The sequence below is a fragment of the Cellulomonas fimi genome (assembly GCF_028583725.1).
Classification (GTDB): domain Bacteria; phylum Actinomycetota; class Actinomycetes; order Actinomycetales; family Cellulomonadaceae; genus Cellulomonas; species Cellulomonas fimi_B.
On record NZ_CP110680.1, the window covers coordinates 1,272,798 to 1,292,002 of the forward strand.

At 74.4% G+C, this 19,205-nt stretch carries 13 protein-coding genes and 1 riboswitch; of the genes, 10 read left to right on the forward strand and 3 right to left on the reverse strand.

Annotated features, from left to right (window positions below; all coding sequences use genetic code 11):
* The first annotated feature begins 48 nt into the window (after positions 1–48).
* Positions 49–1,350: a DUF6350 family protein gene (locus OOT42_RS05900; RefSeq protein ID WP_273653967.1), complete on the forward strand. Its 1,302-nt coding sequence runs from the start codon at positions 49–51 to the stop codon at positions 1,348–1,350.
* 10 nt (positions 1,351–1,360) lie between these two features.
* Here OOT42_RS05900 and OOT42_RS05905 read toward each other — a convergent pair whose 3' ends face one another.
* Positions 1,361–1,990, reverse strand: coding sequence for a hypothetical protein (locus OOT42_RS05905; RefSeq protein WP_273653968.1), 630 nt, complete (start codon positions 1,988–1,990; stop codon positions 1,361–1,363).
* A 106-nt stretch (positions 1,991–2,096) separates the two neighbouring features.
* On the opposite strand from OOT42_RS05905, the gene purN reads away from it, so the two are divergent.
* Both purN and purH read left to right on the forward strand, forming a co-directional pair.
* Positions 2,097–2,771 carry a phosphoribosylglycinamide formyltransferase gene (purN, locus tag OOT42_RS05910; RefSeq protein ID WP_273653969.1) on the forward strand — a complete coding sequence of 225 codons (675 nt, stop codon included), beginning with the start codon at positions 2,097–2,099 and terminating at the stop codon, positions 2,769–2,771.
* 90 nt (positions 2,772–2,861) lie between these two features.
* A riboswitch (ZMP/ZTP riboswitch) is annotated at positions 2,862–2,950 on the forward strand.
* Positions 2,951–2,984: 34 nt separating this feature from the next.
* Complete coding sequence (gene purH / locus OOT42_RS05915) at positions 2,985–4,610, forward strand: bifunctional phosphoribosylaminoimidazolecarboxamide formyltransferase/IMP cyclohydrolase (RefSeq protein WP_273653970.1); 1,626 nt, start codon at positions 2,985–2,987, stop codon at positions 4,608–4,610.
* Positions 4,611–4,675: 65 nt separating this feature from the next.
* On the opposite strand, the gene OOT42_RS05920 is transcribed toward purH, so the two are convergent.
* Positions 4,676–5,980, reverse strand: a complete 1,305-nt coding sequence (locus tag OOT42_RS05920) for an NAD(P)/FAD-dependent oxidoreductase (RefSeq protein WP_273653971.1) — start codon at positions 5,978–5,980, stop codon at positions 4,676–4,678.
* Positions 5,981–6,016: 36 nt separating this feature from the next.
* Between OOT42_RS05920 and OOT42_RS05925 the strand changes: the two genes are divergently transcribed.
* Positions 6,017–6,421 carry a DUF3017 domain-containing protein gene (locus OOT42_RS05925; RefSeq protein ID WP_273653972.1) on the forward strand — a complete coding sequence of 135 codons (405 nt, stop codon included), beginning with the start codon at positions 6,017–6,019 and terminating at the stop codon, positions 6,419–6,421.
* Between the two features lie 55 nt (positions 6,422–6,476).
* Here OOT42_RS05925 and OOT42_RS05930 read toward each other — a convergent pair whose 3' ends face one another.
* Positions 6,477–7,469 (reverse strand): aquaporin, encoded by a 993-nt coding sequence (locus tag OOT42_RS05930; protein WP_273653973.1) that lies wholly within the window; start codon positions 7,467–7,469, stop codon positions 6,477–6,479.
* A 261-nt stretch (positions 7,470–7,730) separates the two neighbouring features.
* Here OOT42_RS05930 and OOT42_RS05935 point away from each other — a divergent pair, with 261 nt between their 5' ends.
* From OOT42_RS05935 to pulA, 6 genes are all read left to right on the forward strand, one after another.
* Positions 7,731–8,948: an NADP-dependent isocitrate dehydrogenase gene (locus OOT42_RS05935; protein WP_273653974.1), complete on the forward strand. Its 1,218-nt coding sequence runs from the start codon at positions 7,731–7,733 to the stop codon at positions 8,946–8,948.
* Between the two features lie 128 nt (positions 8,949–9,076).
* Positions 9,077–10,069, forward strand: a complete 993-nt coding sequence (locus tag OOT42_RS05940; RefSeq protein WP_273653975.1) for a malate dehydrogenase — start codon at positions 9,077–9,079, stop codon at positions 10,067–10,069.
* A gap of 23 nt (positions 10,070–10,092) precedes the next feature.
* On the forward strand, positions 10,093–10,365 hold the full coding sequence (locus tag OOT42_RS05945; RefSeq protein WP_273653976.1) for a DUF167 domain-containing protein: 273 nt from the start codon (positions 10,093–10,095) through the stop codon (positions 10,363–10,365).
* A gap of 525 nt (positions 10,366–10,890) precedes the next feature.
* The gene (locus tag OOT42_RS05950) at positions 10,891–11,310 is read left to right on the forward strand and encodes a hypothetical protein (protein ID WP_273653977.1); all 420 of its coding nucleotides are present in this window, start codon (positions 10,891–10,893) and stop codon (positions 11,308–11,310) included.
* Positions 11,307–12,932 (forward strand): FG-GAP-like repeat-containing protein, encoded by a 1,626-nt coding sequence (locus tag OOT42_RS05955; protein WP_273653978.1) that lies wholly within the window; start codon positions 11,307–11,309, stop codon positions 12,930–12,932. Before OOT42_RS05950 ends, OOT42_RS05955 begins: the two co-directional genes overlap by 4 nt.
* A 345-nt stretch (positions 12,933–13,277) precedes the next feature.
* The gene (gene pulA / locus OOT42_RS05960) at positions 13,278–19,202 is read left to right on the forward strand and encodes a pullulanase-type alpha-1,6-glucosidase (protein ID WP_273653979.1); all 5,925 of its coding nucleotides are present in this window, start codon (positions 13,278–13,280) and stop codon (positions 19,200–19,202) included.
* The last annotated feature ends 3 nt before the right edge of the window (positions 19,203–19,205 follow it).

The following is a 19,205-nucleotide window of genomic DNA, read 5'->3' on the forward strand; positions in this document are numbered from 1 at the left end:
CGGGTCGAGGTGCCGGGCGGTGCGTCCGGCTCCGGCGACGATGTCCGGATGAGCGCCGCAGGACCCCGCGCGGGACGACCGCCCGCCACGACGACCCGACCGGGCCGCCGCACGGGCACCGGCGACCCTGGCCGGTCCGCGTTCTTCACGAGCGCCCTCGACGGTGCCCCGCGGTGGGCGACCGGCGCGCTCGCGGCGCTGCAGGCCGCCGTGCTGTCGCTCGCCGCGCTCACGATCCCGGCCGTCGCGGCCTTCGTCGCGACGTCCGCCGACCCGAGCAACGCGGGCGTCGCGTGGCCGCAGGCCGTCGGCGTCGGCGCGGCGGTGTGGCTGCTGGGGCACGGGGTGCCCGTGACCGTCGCGAGCACGACCGTCACGCTCGTGCCGCTCGGCGTGAGCCTGCTCGCGCTGTTCACCTGCTACGCCTCGGCGCGGCGCTCCGGCGTCGCGACCCGGTCCGCCTACGCCGCCGCGGTCGCCGCGTACGCCGCCGCCGCGGGTCTCGTGGCGCTGCTCGTCGGAGGCGGGGCGGGCGCCGCGGGGCGCGCGGTCGTCGGCGGCGTCGTGGTCGGCGCGCTCGGGCTGGGCGGCGGCCTCCTGCGCCGGCCCGAGGCGCCCTCGCTGCGTGTCGTGACGCGGCCGGCGTGGTCCCGGGTCGCGCCGTGGGCGCGGGTCGGCGGCACCGGGGGAGTGCTCGCCGTCGCGCTGCTGGTCGCCGTGTCGGCCCTGGTCGTGACGCTGTGGGTCGTCGCCGGTCGTGCCACGGTCGGTGACGTGGTGCGCGGCCTCAACCTCGACGCGGTCGGCGGCGTCGTGCTGGCCGTCGGCGAGCTCGCCTTCCTGCCGAACCTCGTCGTCTGGGCGCTCGCCTGGCTCGCGGGGCCGGGCTTCGCGGTCGGGCTCGGCAGCACGTTCTCGTCGACCGAGGTCGTGCCCACGCCGCTGCCGGCCGTCCCGATGCTCGGCGGGCTGCCCGCGCCGGACCTCGTCGGCCCGGTGACCGCGGGCGCCCCGGCGGTGCTGGTCATCGTCGGCCTCGTCGCAGGCTGGTACCTGCACCGCCGGCTGCGTCCGGCGACCGCGTGGCACGCCGCCGCGGCGTGCGGGGTGACCGCGGGGACCGCGGGCGTCCTGGTCGCGGTGCTCGTCACGCTCGCGAGCGGCGCGGCGGGTCCGGGTCGCATGGCGTCGGTCGGGGCGCACGGCTGGGCGGTCGGCGGGATGGTCGCGCTCGGCGTGCTCGTCGGCTCGGCGCTCGTCGCGGTGCTCGGCGACCCGTTCGTGCGGGCGGCCGTCCGCCGGGTCCTGCGGGTCCGCGACCGCGACGGCGTGGTCCCGGCCGAGGACTGACGCTCGGGCGTCAGCCGGGGTCGACGGCGGGAGCGGGCGGCTGTAGCCCGTCGGTGAACGCGCGCTCACACTGCTTCTGCGCGGTCACGGTGAGCGCGCCCGCCATGCAGTCCTCGCGCTCCTGCAGGAGCGGCGAGATCGACAGGGCCGTCAGGACCGCGAGCGACCACACGGCCGACATCGTGACCAGCACCGCGAGCATGGTCGGGAGACCGCCGCGCGCCCGGGCCCGCACCGCCGTCACGAGCGCGCGGACGCCGAGGACGAGACCGGCGAGCGCGAACGCGACCGCGGCCGCGCGCCACGGCATCGGCAGGGTCGCGACGAGGACCGACCCCAGCAGCAGGACGCCGACGGTGCGCGACTGCTCGGCGGCCTTGAGGGTGCCCACCGGGTCGGGCGGTGCGGCGGCGGCCTCACGCCGCTCCGCCTCGGTGGGGACCCGCTGCGGGTGCGCCGGCCACGGGGTACCGGGCACCGGGCCGGCGGGGCCGCCCGCGGGGGGCAGGCCGTCGGCAGGCGTGCCGTCGACGCGCGCGCCCGCGTCGTCCTGTCCGCCCGGCTGCGTGCCGGTCGCGTCGGGCCCGTCGGACGCACCGGTCCGCGGGCGGTCCTCCGGCGGCGCGTACGGGTTGCTCACCGTCGCATTCTCCCTCACCCCGACGACCCGCGGCGCGTGCGCCCACCGGCGCTCGCGCGACTGAGAGGGCGGCGGACGTCGCGCGGGCCCGGGGTAGGGTCGGCGCGTGACGCCGCCCGCCGACCCCACCGCCACCCGCCCCGGCCCGCAGGAGGACCGTCCGGCCACGCGAGCCGCGGGACGGCTCGTCGTCCTCGTCTCGGGCACGGGCTCCAACCTGGCGGCGCTGCTGGACGCGCACGACGACCCGGCCTTCGGCGCGCGGGTGGTCGGCGTCGTGTCCGACCGGCCGGGCATCCGGGCGCTCGACATCGCCCGGGAGGCGGGCGTCCCGACGGCCGTCGTGTCGCTCAAGGACTTCCCCGACCGTGCCGCGTGGGACATCGGGATCGCCGAGGCCATCGCGGTGTTCGCCCCTGACCTCGTCGTCGAGGCGGGGTTCATGAAGATCCTCGGGGCGCCGTCGCTCGACCGGTTCGGCGGCCGCATCGTCAACACGCACCCCGCGCTGCTGCCGTCCTTCCCGGGCGCGCACGGCGTGCGCGACGCGCTCGCGTACGGCGTCAAGGTCACGGGGTGCAGCGTCATCGTGATCGACGAGGGCGTGGACAGCGGTCCGATCGTCGCGCAGGAGGCGGTCCCGGTGCTGCCCGGCGACGACGAGGAGTCGCTGCACGAGCGCATCAAGGTCGTCGAGCGCCGGCTCCTCGTCGAGTGCGTCGGCCGGATCGCCCGCGAAGGGCTGCGTGTCGACGGGCGCACGGCGGTCATCGGCGCCTGACGCGCCCCACGCGGGGTCCCGGCCCCTGCCCGCGGCGGCCCCCGAGGCGGCGACCGCTCGCTCGACCGCACCGCGCCGCCCGGTAGACTCGACCCCGGTCGTGACTGGCGCAGGTGGGTGCAACCACCGGGGAGCGACCGCAGTGCCCCCGCCACGCACCGCCCGCCTGGGTGCCTGGGTCCCTGAACCGACCCACCCGACCGGGAGCTGCCGATGTCCTCCGTGCCCGCCGCCGCGACCCCCTCCGCCTCCGACGACGCGACGCGCCGTCCCGTGCGTCGCGCGCTCGTCAGCGTCTACGACAAGACCGGCCTGACCGACCTCGCCGCCGCGCTGCACGCCGCGGGTGTCGAGATCGTCTCCACCGGCTCGACGGCCGCGACCGTCGCCGCGACCGGTGTGCCCGTGACCCGCGTCGAGGACCTCACCGGGTTCCCCGAGTGCCTCGACGGGCGCGTCAAGACGCTGCACCCCCGCGTGCACGCCGGGATCCTCGCCGACACGCGCCTGCCCGAGCACGTCGCGCAGCTCGAGGAGCTCGGCGTCGCGCCGTTCGAGCTGGTCGTCGTCAACCTCTACCCGTTCACGGCCACCGTCGCGTCGGGCGCGAGCCCCGACGAGTGCGTCGAGCAGATCGACATCGGCGGCCCGTCGATGGTCCGCGCGGCGGCGAAGAACCACCCGAGCGTCGCGGTGGTCGTCGACCCGGCCCGGTACGACGACGTCGCGGCTGCCGTGGCCGCGGGCGGGTTCACGCTCGCCGAGCGGCGGGGTCTGGCCGCGCAGGCGTTCGGCCACACGGCCGCGTACGACGTGGCCGTGGCCGGCTGGTTCGCGTCGGACTACGCGCCCGACGCGTCGGACGACGCGTTCCCCGCTTTCACCGGGGCGACCTGGACGCGGTCCGACGTGCTCCGCTACGGGGAGAACCCGCACCAGGCGGCAGCGCTCTACGTGACCGCCGACGGTGCGGCGGGCCGCGGGCTCGCGGGTGCGCGGCAGCTGCACGGCAAGCAGATGTCGTACAACAACTACGTCGACGCCGACGCCGCGTGGCGCGCCGCGCACGACCACGACGGCCCGGCCGTCGCGATCATCAAGCACGCGAACCCCTGCGGCATCGCCGTCGGCTCGGACGTCGCCGACGCGCACGCCAAGGCGCACGCGTGCGACCCGGTCTCCGCGTTCGGCGGCGTCATCGCCACGAACCGCCCGCTGACCCTCGCGGCGGCGGAGCAGATCGCGCCCGTGTTCACCGAGGTCGTCGTCGCGCCGGAGTTCGAGCCCGAGGCCGTCGAGGTGCTGACCCGCAAGAAGAACGTCCGTCTGCTGCAGGTGACGCCGCTCGACGCCGCCGCGGTCGCGACCGAGCAGCGCGCCGTGACGGGCGGCCTGCTGGTGCAGCAGGTCGACCGCGTCGACGCGTCGGGCGACGACCCGACGACGTGGACGCTCGCCGCGGGCGAGGCGGCCGACGACGCGACGCTCGCCGACCTGGTGTTCGCGTGGCGCGCGGTGCGCGCGGTGAAGTCGAACGCGATCCTGCTCGCGGACGGCGGCGCGTCCGTCGGCGTCGGGATGGGACAGGTCAATCGCGTGGACTCGTGCCGCCTCGCCGTCGAGCGGGCCAACACGGGCGACGTCGAGCGGGCGCGCGGCGCGGTCGCGGCGTCGGACGCGTTCTTCCCGTTCGCCGACGGGCTCCAGGTGCTGCTCGACGCGGGCGTGCGCGCGGTCGTCCAGCCCGGTGGGTCCGTGCGCGACGAGGAGGTCGTCGCGGCGGCGCAGGCCGCGGGCGTGACGCTCTACCTCACGGGCACGCGTCACTTCGCGCACTGACATCCGGGCGCGCGGCGCCGCTCCCGTCGACGGGGCGGCGCCGCGTCGTCCGCCGCGGCGGCGGCTCAGACCAGTGCGGCCTCCCGCAGCCCGCGACCTGCGTCGCGCGCGGTGTCGCGGTCGAGCTCGGGCAGCGTCGCGGCGCCGAACAGCCGGCGGGCCGCCCCGACGTCCCTCGGCCGGTCGACGGTGAGGACGGCGCTGCACGTGCCGGTCCCCGGGCGGAACCACAGGGCGGTCCAGCCGCCACCGTCGGCGGGGTCGCCGCGCAGCTCGACGTCATCGCCCGGCTCGGGGAGCCCGAACAGCGCGAGCTCGTGGCCGAGCTGCGTCGAGAACACGTACGGCGCGGGGTCGTCGACCGGTCCGCCGGCGCCGAGCAGGTCGGCGGCGAGGACGGCCGGGGTGCGCAGCGCGCCGTCCCAGTGGCCGCCGGGCACCCACCCGTGGCGCGGCGACCGGCGCAGCGTGACGTCGCCGACCGCGCGGACGTGCCGCGGCGCCCCGATGACGGCGAGCGTCTCGTCGACGCGCAGCGCGCCGTCGGGCTCCCGTGGCAGCGCGTCGCCGAGCCACGCGGTCGCCGGGCGTGCACCGACCGCGGCGAGGACTGCGTCGGCGACGAGCTCGGTGCCGTCGGCGAGCCGCACGCGGTCGGGCTGCACGTCGACGACCTGGGCTCCGGTGAGCAGCCGGACGCCCGCGGCCGCGTACCAGGGGGCCGTCAGCGCACCCACCGACGCCCCCAGCGCCGCGGACAGCGGCGTCGTCGCGGCCTCGACGACCGTCACCTCGCCGCCCGCGGCCGCGACCACGCCCGCGACCTCGGCGCCGATCCAGCCCGCGCCGACGACGACGAGCCGCCGGCCCGCGCCCACCGCGGCGCGGAGCACCTCGGCGTCCGCCCACGTGTGCAGCGTGAGGGCGGCCTGCCAGCCGGCGGGCAGCACGGCGCGCGCGCCCGTCGCGACGACGAGCGCGTCGGCGTCGAGGTCACCGACGTCCGTCGCCACCGCGGGCCGGTCGCCCGTGACGCGCACGCCGCGGGCGGGCCGGGACAGGTGGACCTCGTCGGCGAGCGTCACCAGGTCAGCCCCGACCTCGTCGGTGAGCCACGTCGGGGCCGTGCGGTCGAGCAGGTGCTTGGACAGCGGGGGACGGTCGTAGGGCGCGACGCCCTCGCTGCCGAGGACCACGACGCGCCCGTCGAAGCCGCGCTCGCGCAGCGCCGCCACGGTCTGCGTCGCCGCGAGCCCGGCCCCGACCACGAGCACCTCGCGCGGCGGCACCCCGGTGGCGCCGGACTCCTCGGGCGCGGTCCGCGCCGCGGAGCGGTGGGCGGGTGCGGCGGCTGTCGTCCGGGACGTCACTCGCGCAACGGTAGTCTCCCGTCGGGAGGCTGATCGATGGTGCAGGAGCGGGTCGGACCGCAGTGGCCGCGGATGACGGACGAGTCGTCGTCGGCGGAGCCCGGCCTGCCGCCGTCCACCGGGCCGATCCCCGTGGAGGAGGCCCCGCTCGACCCGCGGGCCATCGCGCGCGCGTCCCTCGACGCGGCACGCAACGCGTCGCTGTGGTGGACGAGCGCCGGCGTGGTGCTCTCCGTGGTCGTCGCGTTCGTCGTCGGCGCCCGCGCCGGTGCCTACACGCTCGCGGGCGTCATGGCGGTGTGCGGTGTCGTGCGTGCCGTGCGGTCCTCGCCCGGGCCGGTCGCGATCTCGGTCCGGTCCAAGACGATCGACCTGCTCGTGCTGTTCGGCGCCGCGCTGTGCCTGGGCGTCCTCGCGCACTCCCTCCCGCCCGGCGCCTGATCGCTGACGCACGAAGGGCCCGGCTCCTCGCGGAACCGGGCCCTTCGTCGCGTCGTCAGGCCTTGCGGTCCTCCACGACGAGCACGTCGTCGGTCGTGACGTAGACGTCGTCCTCCTCGAAGAGGTTGTCCTCGACCGGCTCCGACGCGAACGCGCGGTAGACGAGCGCGGCGATCGCGGCGCCGAGCAGCGGCGCGGCCCAGAACAGCCAGATCTGCTCCCACGCCCACGACTCGGAGAAGATCGCGGTCGCGACCGAGCGGGCGGGGTTGAGCGAGCCGTTCGTCACGGGGATGGCGACGAGCAGCAGCGCCGCGAGCGTGAGCCCGATCGCGACGGGGGCCGCGCCGGAGGACGTCGCCCGACGGTCCGTGACGCCGAGGATCACGCCGACGAACACGGCGGTCACGACGAGCTCGATGAGGCCCGCACCGATCCACGAGAAGCCCTCGCCGGCCTGAGCGGCGATCGGCGAGTGCTCGGCGAAGCCGTTCGACGTGGCCGAGAAGAACCCGCGCTCCTGCGCCGCCAGCGCGGGGAGCGTGGTGACGACGACGAACAGCACCGCCGTCGCGGCGGCCGCGCCGACGAGCTGCGCGAGCCAGTAGGGGAGCAGGTCGCGCCACGAGGTCCGGCCGGCGAGCACCGCACCGAACGTCACGGCGGGGTTGAAGTGGCCGCCGGACACGTGGCCGACGGCGGCGATGCCGGCGAAGACCGCGATGCCGAACGCGAGCGCGACCGCGAGCGGGCCGGCCTGCGTCACCGCGGCGTACAGCGCGGTGCCGACACCCGCGAGGACGAGCACGAACGTGCCGAACGCCTCGGCGCCGAGCCGGGCCAGCAGGCCGGGGCCCGAGGTGACGACCGTGCCGGCGGGCACGACGTACGCGTCGACCTCCTCGTCGCTGCCGGCCGCCGGGACGGGCGGCACGGACGGCGTTCCGGGGGTGTCGCCGGGCTTCGCGAAGCCGGTCGCGGGGGCGGGTCCGGCGGCGGCCTTCGCGTCGGGCGCGCCGGCGGTCTGGTCAGGCGTGTCGTGGGACATGTCGGTCCTGTCGTGAGTACGTGTCCGCGGGCGCGTGCGCGGGCCGGGCCGGCCAACCCGCTGCGCCGTTGCTGATGGGGGCCAGCATGCCAGCCCCGCCTGAGCAGGGGCGCGGTATCGCGCAGCCGTCCGTTCACCGAGATGTCTTGACGTCGAGTAATCTTGTCCGCGGAAACCGCCGGCCGACGCGTGCCCCCGCGTGCGCGTGGCCCCGGCCCCCGGGCCCGCCAGGGCCCTCCCCACGGCACAGGAGACCCCCGCATGGCGAAGATCAAGGTCGTCGGCCCGGTCGTCGAGCTCGACGGCGACGAGATGACGCGCATCATCTGGCAGTTCATCAAGGACCGCCTGATCCACCCGTACCTCGACATCGACCTGCGCTACTACGACCTGTCGATCCAGAACCGCGACGCCACCGACGACCAGGTGACGATCGACGCGGCGCACGCCATCAAGGAGCACGGCGTCGGCGTCAAGTGCGCGACGATCACGCCCGACGAGGCGCGCGTCGAGGAGTTCGGCCTCAAGAAGATGTGGGTCTCGCCCAACGGCACGATCCGCAACATCCTCGGCGGCGTCGTCTTCCGCGAGCCGATCATCATCAGCAACATCCCGCGCCTGGTCCCGGGCTGGAACAAGCCGATCATCATCGGCCGTCACGCCCACGGCGACCAGTACAAGGCGACGAACTTCAAGGTCCCGGGCGCGGGCACGCTGACCCTCACCTACACGCCGGCCGACGGCTCGGAGCCGATCCACCAGACGGTCGTGACGTACCCGGCCGAGGGTGGCGTCGCGATGGGCATGTACAACTTCAACGAGTCGATCCGCGACTTCGCGCGCGCCTCGTTCGCGTACGGCCTGCAGCGCGGGTACCCGGTGTACCTGTCGACGAAGAACACGATCCTCAAGGCCTACGACGGCCAGTTCAAGGACATCTTCCAGGAGGTGTTCGACACCGAGTTCAAGGCGGAGTTCGACGCCGCCGGGCTGACCTACGAGCACCGCCTCATCGACGACATGGTCGCCGCGGCCATGAAGTGGGAGGGCGGCTACGTCTGGGCGTGCAAGAACTACGACGGCGACGTGCAGTCCGACACCGTCGCGCAGGGCTTCGGCTCGCTCGGCCTCATGACGTCGGTCCTCATGACCCCGGACGGCAAGACCGTCGAGGCGGAGGCCGCGCACGGCACCGTCACGCGCCACTACCGCCAGTACCAGGCGGGCAAGCCCACGTCGACCAACCCGATCGCGTCGATCTTCGCGTGGACCGGCGGCCTCAAGCACCGCGGCAAGCTGGACTCGACGCCCGAGGTCACGCAGTTCGCCGAGACCCTCGAGGACGTCGTCATCAAGACCGTCGAGAGCGGCAAGATGACGAAGGACCTCGCGCTGCTCATCGGCCCGGACCAGGCCTGGCTGACGACCGAGGAGTTCCTCGCCGCGCTCGACGAGAACCTCCAGGCGCGCCTGGGCTGATCCCGGCACGCACGACGACGAAGGGCGGCATCCCCTGGGGGTGCCGCCCTTCGCGCGTGCCCGGGTCCGGGTAGCGTGCGGGTAGCCCCGACCGGGGCCGCCGCCGTCGTCGTCCCCGAGGAGCAGCCGTGCCCGCCAGCCAGCCTGTCAACGTCACCGTCACGGGAGCCGCCGGCCAGATCGGCTACGCGCTGCTGTTCCGGGTCGCGTCCGGACAGCTGCTCGGCCCCGACACACCCGTCCGGCTCCGGCTGCTCGAGGTCCCGCAGGCCGTCAAGGCCGCCGAGGGCACCGCGATGGAGCTCGACGACTGCGCGTTCCCGCTGCTCGCGGGCATCGACATCCACGACGACGCGACCGCCGCGTTCGACGGCGTGAACGTCGCGCTGCTCGTCGGCGCGCGTCCGCGCACCGCGGGCATGGAGCGTGGCGACCTGCTGTCCGCCAACGGCGGGATCTTCGGCCCGCAGGGTGCGGCGATCAACGCGGGCGCGGCGGACGACGTGCGCGTCCTGGTCGTCGGCAACCCGGCCAACACGAACGCGTGGATCGCCGCGCAGCACGCCCCCGACGTGCCCGCCGCGCGCTTCACGGCGATGACGCGGCTGGACCACAACCGGGCCGTCGCGCAGCTCGCCGCCCGCACGGGCGCGTCCGTCGACGACATCCGCCGGGTCGCCATCTGGGGCAACCACTCGGCGACGCAGTACCCCGACGTGTCGCACGCGACGATCGGTTTCCGGCCCGCGCGCGAGGCCGTGGGCGACGACGCGTGGCTGAGCGACACGTTCATCCCGACCGTCGCCAAGCGGGGCGCCGCGATCATCGAGGCGCGCGGCGCGTCGTCGGCCGCGTCGGCGGCGAACGCCGCGATCGACCACGTGCACACGTGGGTGCACGGCACGCCCGAGGGCGACTGGACCTCGGCGGGCATCGTGTCCGACGGGTCGTACGGGGTGCCCGAGGGGCTCGTCTCCTCGTTCCCGGTGACCTCGTCGGGCGGCGAGTGGCAGATCGTGCCCGACCTCGACATCGACGACGCGTCGCGCGCGCGGATCGACGCGTCCGTCGCCGAGCTCGTCGAGGAGCGCGAGGCGGTCCGCGCGCTCGGCCTGGTCTGACGACGGGACGGCGCCTGGCGAGCATGCGCGTCGCGATCCGCGTGCGGCCCGGGGCGTCCCGCACCCGGGTGGGCGGCCTGCACGGCGACCGGCTCGTCGTCGCCGTGCAGGCGCGTGCGGTCGACGGTGCCGCGACGGAGGCGGCGCTCGGCGCGCTCGCCGACGCGCTGGGGGTGCGGCGCAGGCACGTGTGGTTGGTGTCGGGTGCGACGAGCCGCGACAAGGTCGTGGAGGTCGACGACGACGCCGTGCCGGACGACGTGGAGCCGCGGCTCGCGTCCTTGCGCGCCGGCTGACGGGACGCGCGGCGGGACTGCCGCCGCCGGCGGTGGGCGACCCTGCGCCGACGACACGCGCGCGGAGGCCCGAATCGCTGCGGCGGCAGTCACAGACCCGTTAACCTCGCTCGCCGAGGGGTATGTCTCTCGCGTGCAGCAGGGGGCCAGCGGTCGTGGCCGCCCTGTCCTCGGGCCTGTTCCGTGGTGCCCGCGCGGACCGTTCTCCCACGTCATCGGCCATGCGGCGGACGACGCTCGCAGCCGTCGCGGCGGCGGGCGCCACCGGCACGGCGGTCGTGGACGTGTGACTGCGGGGTCGCGCCGGTCGCTCGGTCGGGCGCCGGTCCGGCCGCCTCGGTCGAGCACCCGGCGCCCGTGCGACACGGAGCACGACCCGCGGACGGCAGCACGGACCGGTGGAACGAGGCGTTCGCGGATCGGAGCGTGGGTGTGAGGCGAGTGACGGGTGTGGCCGGCGCGGCAGCCGTGGTGGCTGCGGCGGCGGTGGTGTGGGCGAGCGGTGCGGGGGCTGCGGACGCTCCGGTGGAGGTGCAGTCGTCGTTGGTGGAGGACTTCGCCTACCCGGGTGCGGACGCGATCCTGGAGGAGCACGGGCTGAAGGTGTTCACCGGTGACGGGCACGTCGTGCCGGTGTCCTCGGGGGCTGTGGGCGGGTCGTGCGCTCCGGGTCTGATCCAGGTGGAGACGTTGGTCGAGGAGGAGCCGTACGGGTCGTACTACTGCTTCCGGACGTCGGGGACGCGGGGCTTCTTGACCCTGGAGGTGCCGCACACGTTCCTGCTGCGCGGTGGTGACAAGCCGGTGGAGGCGACGGCCGAGCTCGCGAGCGGGGCCGAGGAGACGTACGAGGTCGCGCCGAACACGTCGATCGCGGTCGACCCGGGTGAAGGCTCTGACATGCCGCAGGCGATCCTCGTCGAGCTCCGGTTCGGTGCCTGGTGAGCGGGCGCGAGGGGCGTCGGCCTCTGGGCCGCACGGGCCGGGTGTGGGCGGTGCGCGCGGGTGTCGTCGCGCTGGTGCTGGGCGGCGTCGGCGTGCCGAGCGCCTACGCGATCGCGGGGGCGACGCCGACCGGCGCGGTCGCCGCGGCGACGGTGAAGCTCGACGTGACGGTGGCCGACCACGAGGCGCGGGCGTGCTCGGGTGCGCTGGTGAACCGGCGCTGGGTGGTCACGGCGAAGTCGTGCTTCCAGCCGGCTCCGGGCGCGCCGGTGGTGACCGGGACGCCGGCGTGGACGACGAAGGCGACGGTCGGCCGGGTGGACCTCACCGGGACGGCCGGCCGTGTGGTGGCCGTCGACTGGCTCGAGCCGCACCCTGACCGGGACGTCGTGCTGGCGCGTCTGGCGGAGCCCGTCGACGGCGTCGCGACGGTCGGTCTGGCCTCGACGGCACCCGCCGTGGGGCAGGAGCTGACCGTCGCCGGCTACGGGCGCACGGCGACGTCCCTCGTGCCGGACACCGCGCACGCGGCGACGTACACGGTCACCGCGGTGGCCGCCGGCACGATCGACATCCAGGCGACCGGTGCGGGCTCGACGATCTGCAAGGGCGACGCGGGCGGTCCCGCGCTCCGGGCGACCGCGACCGGCGTGGAGCTCGTCGCGATCCACCACACCGCCTACCAGGGCGGCTGCCTCGGCTCGGCCACCACGCGCCAGGGAGCGACCGAGACGCGGGTCGACGTCCTGCGCGACTGGATCGGCCGGACGATCAACGCGAGCGGCATCGACCTCGACGGCAACGGCCGGGCCGACGTGTTCTGGGCCAGCCCGAACGACGGCCGCTGGCGGGTGTCGGCGGACGGCACGGCGCCGTGGTCCGTCATCAACGGCGCGGGCGTCCTGCCGGCGAGCTGGTACCGGTTCGGCGACCTCAACGGTGACGGGAAGGACGACGTCTTCCTGGCGCACCCCGACGGCCGGTGGCTCGTGTCGTACAGCGGCACGTCGGGCTGGGTGCAGACCGGCAAGGACCCGAACGCCGCCGGCAACGTGAAGCTGGGCGACCTGAACGGCGACGGGAAGGACGACATCTTCTGGGCGTGGGCGGCCGACGGGAACTGGCGGGTCACGTACGACGGCGGCGCGACGAACTGGTCGATCATCAACAACGGCGGTGCGATCGGCACGGAGCGCTTCCAGCTCGGCGACGTCAACGGCGACGGCAAGGACGACGTGTTCCTGCCGAACTCGGACGGTCGCTTCCTGGTGTCGTACAGCGGGACGAGCGCGTGGACCTCGCTCGGCTCGGACACCAACCCGCAGGGCAACGTCAAGCTCGGCGACATGAACGGCGACGGCAAGGACGACATCTTCTGGGCGTGGCCCGTCGACGGGAACTGGCGGGTGCTCTACCAGGGCGAGTCGAACTGGAAGATCATCAACAACGGCGGCGCGCTCGGGACCGAGCGGTTCCAGCTCGCGGACCTCGACGGCGACGGCAAGGACGACGTCTTCCTCGCGAACTCCGACGGCCGGTGGCTGGTGTCGTACGGCGGCACCACGGGCTGGCACACGCTCAACGGCGACGGCGAGAGCGCGGGCCAGGTCGTGGTCCGATGACGGTGGCCGCTGCTGCGCCTGTGGTGGCCGAGGTGGCACCCGTGGCGTGACGCGTCGGCGGCGACGCCGGCAGGACGCCGACGGCGACCCGCGTCGGCCCGGGACACCCCGGGCGGGCGCGGGTCGTCCGCGTCCCGGGACCCTCCGGCAGGGCGCCGTGGTCGGGCTGACGCGGTCGGCGCGCGCCGCCGGGAGCCGCGTGCTGAACTGGTGCGCGTTCGAGGGGGGTGTCCGGTCCGTGTCCGCTGGACCGATTGGCCCGAAACCCTTGCTGCAACTTGCAGCAAGAATGTACGGTCGCGACGTCCCGCCACACCGCTGTGCCGGGTCGACGAAGGAGTCGCCATGTCGCGCCGCCCATCCGCCCCTCCGAGAGCCCGCGTCACCCCCGTCCCCGCCCGCCGAGCCGTCGCGGGCGCCACCGCGCTCGCCCTCGCCACGGGTCTCGTCGGCACCGCCGCGCTGGTCACGGCCGCCCCCGCGACCGCCGCGGCGACCAGCGCCGCGCTCGTCGGCAGCCTCCAGTCGGAGCTCGGCTGCACAGAGGACTGGCAGCCGGCCTGCGACGCGACCGAGCTGGTCCCCGTCGGCGACGGCACGTTCACCGCGGACTTCGAGGTCCCCGCGGGCACGTGGGAGTACAAGGTCGCGCTCGACGACGCGTGGGACGCGTCCTACGGGGTCGACGGCTCGGGCGACAACAGCCCGCTCGTCCTCGCGGGCGCGACGACGCTGCGCGTGACGTACGACGACGCGACGCACCGCACGTCGGTCACACCCCTGGGCCTGGCCGGCGGCTACACGGACGAGGACGCGGACCTCGTCGCCGAGCCCGTGCGCGACCCGGGCGCCGGCAAGAGCTTCTACTTCGTCATGACGGACCGGTTCGCGAACGCGGACCCGTCGAACGACACCGGCGGGCTCACGGGTGACCGCCTGACGACGGGCCTCGACCCGACCGACAAGGGCTTCTACCACGGCGGCGACCTCGCGGGTCTGCGCGAGCGGCTCGACTACATCGCGGGCCTCGGCACGACGGCGATCTGGCTGACCCCGTCGTTCAAGAACAACCCCGTGCAGGGCACCGGCGCGGACGCGTCCGCCGGGTACCACGGGTACTGGATCACCGACTTCACGCAGATCGACCCGCACCTCGGCACCAACGCCGAGCTCGAGGCGCTCATCGACGACGCGCACGCGCGCGGCATCGACGTGTACTTCGACATCATCACGAACCACACGGCGGACGTCATCGACTACGCCGAGGGGACGTACGACTACGTCGAGCAGGACGACGTCCCGTACCGCACGGCCGACGGCACGGAGTTCGACCCGGCCGACTACGCGGGCACGGACGACTTCCCGACGCTGGACCCGGCGACGTCGTTCCCGTACACGCCGGTGATCGACCCGGCCGACGCCGACCGCAAGGTCCCGGCCTGGCTCAACGACCCGACCGTCTACCACAACCGCGGGAACTCGACCTGGACCGGTGAGTCGGTCACGTACGGCGACTTCTCGGGCCTGGACGACCTCATGACCGAGGACCCGCGCGTCGTGCAGGGCTTCGAGGACGTCTACGAGGCGTGGGTCGACCTCGGCATCGACGGCTTCCGCATCGACACCGCGAAGCACGTGAACTTCGAGTTCTGGGAGCAGTGGGCGACCGCGATCGGCGAGCACGCCGCGTCGGTCGGCAACCCGGACTTCTTCATGTTCGGCGAGGTCTACGACGCCGACCCGGCGAAGCTCTCGCCGTACATGCGCCGGACCGACATGAACGCGGTGCTCGACTTCACGTTCCAGTCGGCCGCCGCGGGGTACGCGGGCGGGTCGTCGTCGGCCGAGGCGCTGTCGACGCTGTTCGCGGGCGACGACTACTACACGACGCCGACGTCCAACGCGCAGGCGCTGCCCACGTTCCTCGGCAACCACGACATGGGCCGCATCGGCCACTTCGTGAAGAACGCCTCGGACCCGCAGGCCCGCTCGCAGCTCGCGCACGCGCTCATGTACCTGACGCGCGGCCAGCCGGTCGTCTACTACGGCGACGAGCAGGGCTTCGTCGGTGACGGCTCGCTGAACGGGACCGACAAGGACGCACGCCAGTCGCTGTTCGCGACGCAGGTCGACGAGTACGCGGACCAGGCGCTGCTCGACGGGACGACCGCGGGCTCGGTGGACCGCTACGACACCGACACGGTGCTGTACCGGACGATCGCCGACCTCGCGGCGCTGCGGGCCGAGACGCCCGCGCTGCGCACGGGTGCGCAGATCGAGCGGTACTCCGACGCCGGCGTGTACGCGTTCTCGCGTGTCGACGAGGCGGAGAAGGTCGAGCACCTCGTCGCGCTCAACAACGGCACGGCCCCGGCGACGGTCGCGGTCGACACGCTCACGCCGGGTGCGACCTTCACCGGGCTGTACGGCACGACGGGCACGGTCACCGCCGCGGCCGACGGCACGGTGTCGCTCACGATCCCGGCGCTGTCCGCGGTCGTCCTGCGGGCCGGCACGACCGTCGGTGCGCCCGCGACGGCCGGTGCGATCACGCTCGACGTGCCCGGTGCGGGCGGGGCGGTCACCGGTGTCGCGCCCGTGGGCGCGGACGTCGCGGACGACGTGTGGAGCCAGACGTCGTTCGCCTACCGCGTCGTGGGCGACGACGCGTGGACCGCCCTCGGCACGTCCGAGACGACGAGCCCGCGCGTCTACCACGACGTCACGGGCCTGGCCCGCGGCACCCTCGTCGAGTACCGCGCGGTCACGGTCGACGCGGCCGGCCACCGGTCCGCGGCGTCGAGCTTCGGGAGCGTCGGCATCCGCGTCGACGGGGACGTGGACGAGGGACCCGACCCGGGCGACCTCGTGGTGTCGGTGCCGGGCAGCCACAACAGCGAGATGGGCTGCGCGGGCGACTGGGCGCCGGCGTGCGAGACCACGCGCCTGACCTACCGCGCCGACGGCGTCTACGCGGGCACGTTCACGCTCCCCGCGGGCACCTACGAGTACAAGGTCGCGATCGGCGGCTCGTGGACCGAGAACTACGGCGCGGGCGGTGTGCGCGACGGCGCGAACGTCACGTACACGCTGGCGGCGCCGACCGCGGTGACCTTCTACTACGACCCGGTCACCCACTGGTTCACGTCGACGGCGCAGGGCCCGATCCTCACGGTCCCGGGCTCGCACAACTCCGAGGTGGGCTGCGCGGCCGACTGGTCGCCCGACTGCCTCAGGACCTGGCTGCAGGACCCGGACGGCGACGGCACCTTCACGTTCACGACGGACGAGATCCCCGCGGGCGCGTACGAGGCCAAGGTCGCGCACGGCCTGTCGTGGGACGAGAACTACGGCGCCGGCGGCGCCCCGGGCGGCGCGAACATCCCGTTCACCGTCCCCGGCGGCAAGCCCGTGACGTTCTCCTACGTCCTCGCGACGCACGTCCTCACCATCGAGGTCACGGACCCGCCGCTGCCCGGCACGGGCGAGGAGCGGGCGCACTGGATCGACGCGGAGACGATCGCGTGGCCCGCCGAGTGGGCGACCGACCCGGCCGCGTCCACGTGGCACCTGTACGGGTCGCCGGACGGCTCGCTCGCCGTGACCGACGGTGCGGTGGCCGGCGCTGGCGGCGACCCGGTGGCGCTCACCTACGACGCCGACGGGCTGAGCGACGCGCAGCTCGAGCGCTTCCCGGCGCTCGAGGGCTACCTCGCACTCCACGTCGACGCGTCCGACGACCAGGTCCGTGAGCTCCTGCGCGGCGAGCTGCTCGTCACGCAGGAGGCCGCCGACGGCGCGCTCCAGGCGGCGACCGGGGTGCAGATCCCGGGCGTGCTCGACGACCTGTACGCCGACCAGGCGGACGACCGGACGCTCGGCACGACGTGGCGCAAGGGCGTCCCGACGCTCGCGCTGTGGGCGCCGACGGCCCAGGACGTGAACCTGCTGCTCTGGCCGGCGAACCGGTCGGGCGCGGTCGACACGTCCGCCGAGCCGCAGACCGTCGAGGCGAAGCGCCAGAAGGACGGCTCCTGGACGGTCGACGGCAAGAAGCAGTGGTCCGGCGCCGCCTACCTGTGGGAGGTCACGGTCTACGCCCCGACGACGGACGCCGTCGAGGTCAACCGCGTGACCGACCCGTACTCGGTCGCGCTCACGCTGAACAGCACGCACTCGGTGCTGGTCGACCTGGCGGACAAGCAGTACCGCCCGAAGCAGTGGGAGAAGGCGAAGCAGCCGGTCGTGCGGCCCGTCGACCAGACGATCTACGAGCTGCACGTGCGCGACTTCTCGATCAGCGACCCGACCGTGCCGGAGGCGCAGCGGGGGACGTACCTCGCGTTCGCCGGCGAGGGCGCCGGGCGCCAGCACCTGCGTGAGCTCGCCGACGCCGGGCTGACGACCGTGCACCTGCTGCCGACGTTCGACATCGCGACGATCCCCGAGGACCGCGCCGACCAGGCCGTGCCGCAGTGCGACCTGGCCTCCTACGCCCCCGACTCCGACCAGCAGCAGGCGTGCGTCACCGCGGTGGCCGCGCAGGACGGCTTCAACTGGGGCTACGACCCGCTGCACTGGACGACGCCCGAGGGCTCGTACGCGGTCGACGCCGACGGGGGCGCGCGCGTCGCGGAGTTCCGCACGATGGTCGGTGCGCTGCACGCCGACGGCCTGCAGGTCGTGCTCGACCAGGTGTTCAACCACACCGCGGCGAGCGGCCAGGACCCGAAGTCGATCCTCGACCGCGTCGTCCCCGGCTACTACCACCGGCTCAACGCGACTGGTGCGGTCGAGACGTCCACGTGCTGCCAGAACGTCGCCACCGAGCACCGCATGGCGGAGAAGATGATGGTCGACTCGGTCGTCACGTGGGCTCGCGACTACAAGGTCGACGGGTTCCGCTTCGACCTCATGGGCCACCACTCGCGGTCCACGATGGAGGCGGTCCGGGACGCGCTCGACGACCTCACGCCGAAGAAGGACGGCGTCGACGGCCGCAAGGTCTACCTGTACGGCGAGGGCTGGAACTTCGGCGAGGTCGCCGACAACCGGCTCTTCTACCAGGCCACGCAGGGGCAGCTCGGTGGCACGGGCATCGGCACGTTCTCCGACCGGCTCCGTGACGCCGTCCGCGGCGGCGGCCCGTTCGACGAGAACCCCCGCATCCAGGGCTTCGGCTCCGGGGCGTACACCGACCCGAACGGCGACGCCGTCAACGGCTCCGAGGCGGACCAGCTGGCCCGCGTCCAGCACGCGGCCGACCTGGTGCGACTGGGGTTGGCCGGCAACCTGCGGGACTACGAGCTCCTCGCGTCGGACGGCACGGTCAAGCGGGGTGACGAGCTCGACTACAACGGCCAGCCCGCGGGCTACGCGGACTCGCCCGAGGAGGTCGTCACGTACGTCGACGCGCACGACAACGAGACGCTGTTCGACGCGCTGACGTACAAGCTCCCGCAGGCGACGACGATGGCCGACCGCGTCCGGATGAACACCGTGTCGCTGTCGACCACCGCGCTCGCCCAGACGCCGAGCTTCTGGCACGCGGGCGCCGACCTGCTGCGCAGCAAGTCCCTCGACCGGAACTCCTACGACTCGGGCGACTGGTTCAACCTGTTCGACCCGTCGAAGCAGGACAACGGGTTCGGCCGCGGCCTGCCGCCGCGTCCCGACAACGAGGCGAAGTGGCCGTTCCAGCAGCCGCTGCTCGCGGACCCGGCGCTCAAGCCGGCGCCTGCGGACATCGCGGCGGCCTCGGCGGCGGCCGACGACCTGCTCCGGCTGCGGTTCTCGACGCCGCTGTTCCGGCTCGGGTCGGCGGACCTCATCGAGCAGAAGGTCACGTTCCCGAACTCGGGTCCGCAGGCCACCCCCGGCGTCGTCGTCATGCACGTCGCCGACCAGGGCGGCTGGGACCGCGACACCCGGCGCTGGGACAAGGACGTCGACAAGAAGCTCGACGGGCTCCTCGTCGTGGTCAACGCCTCCGACGAGGCGACGACGCAGACGATCGCGGCGCTGAAGGGCGACAGGTACACGCTGTCGACGATCCAGGCCCGCGGCAGCGACCCCGTCGTCAAGGGCACCACGTGGGACACGGCGACCGGCACGGTGACCGTGCCCGCCCGGACGGTCGCGGTGCTCGTCGAGAAGGACTCGGGCCACGGGCACGGTCCGTCGCACCACTGGTGGGACGACGTGCGTGACTGGTTCGGCAACGGTCCGGCAACCTCGTGGAGGTGGTTGTCCGGCTGGTTCGGCGGCTGATGT

What these genes read in the sequence shown, in the direction of transcription:
- OOT42_RS05900 (WP_273653967.1), top strand. Translation starts at nt 49, where the DNA reads ATGAGCGCCGCAGGACCCCGCGCGGGACGACCGCCCGCCACGACGACC.
- purH (WP_273653970.1), top strand. Translation starts at nt 2,985, where the DNA reads ATGTCCTCCGTGCCCGCCGCCGCGACCCCCTCCGCCTCCGACGACGCG.
- OOT42_RS05925 (WP_273653972.1), top strand. Translation starts at nt 6,017, where the DNA reads ATGGTGCAGGAGCGGGTCGGACCGCAGTGGCCGCGGATGACGGACGAG.
- OOT42_RS05930 (WP_273653973.1), bottom strand. Translation starts at nt 7,469, where the DNA reads ATGTCCCACGACACGCCTGACCAGACCGCCGGCGCGCCCGACGCGAAG.
- OOT42_RS05935 (WP_273653974.1), top strand. Translation starts at nt 7,731, where the DNA reads ATGGCGAAGATCAAGGTCGTCGGCCCGGTCGTCGAGCTCGACGGCGAC.
- OOT42_RS05945 (WP_273653976.1), top strand. Translation starts at nt 10,093, where the DNA reads ATGCGCGTCGCGATCCGCGTGCGGCCCGGGGCGTCCCGCACCCGGGTG.
- pulA (WP_273653979.1), top strand. Translation starts at nt 13,278, where the DNA reads ATGTCGCGCCGCCCATCCGCCCCTCCGAGAGCCCGCGTCACCCCCGTC.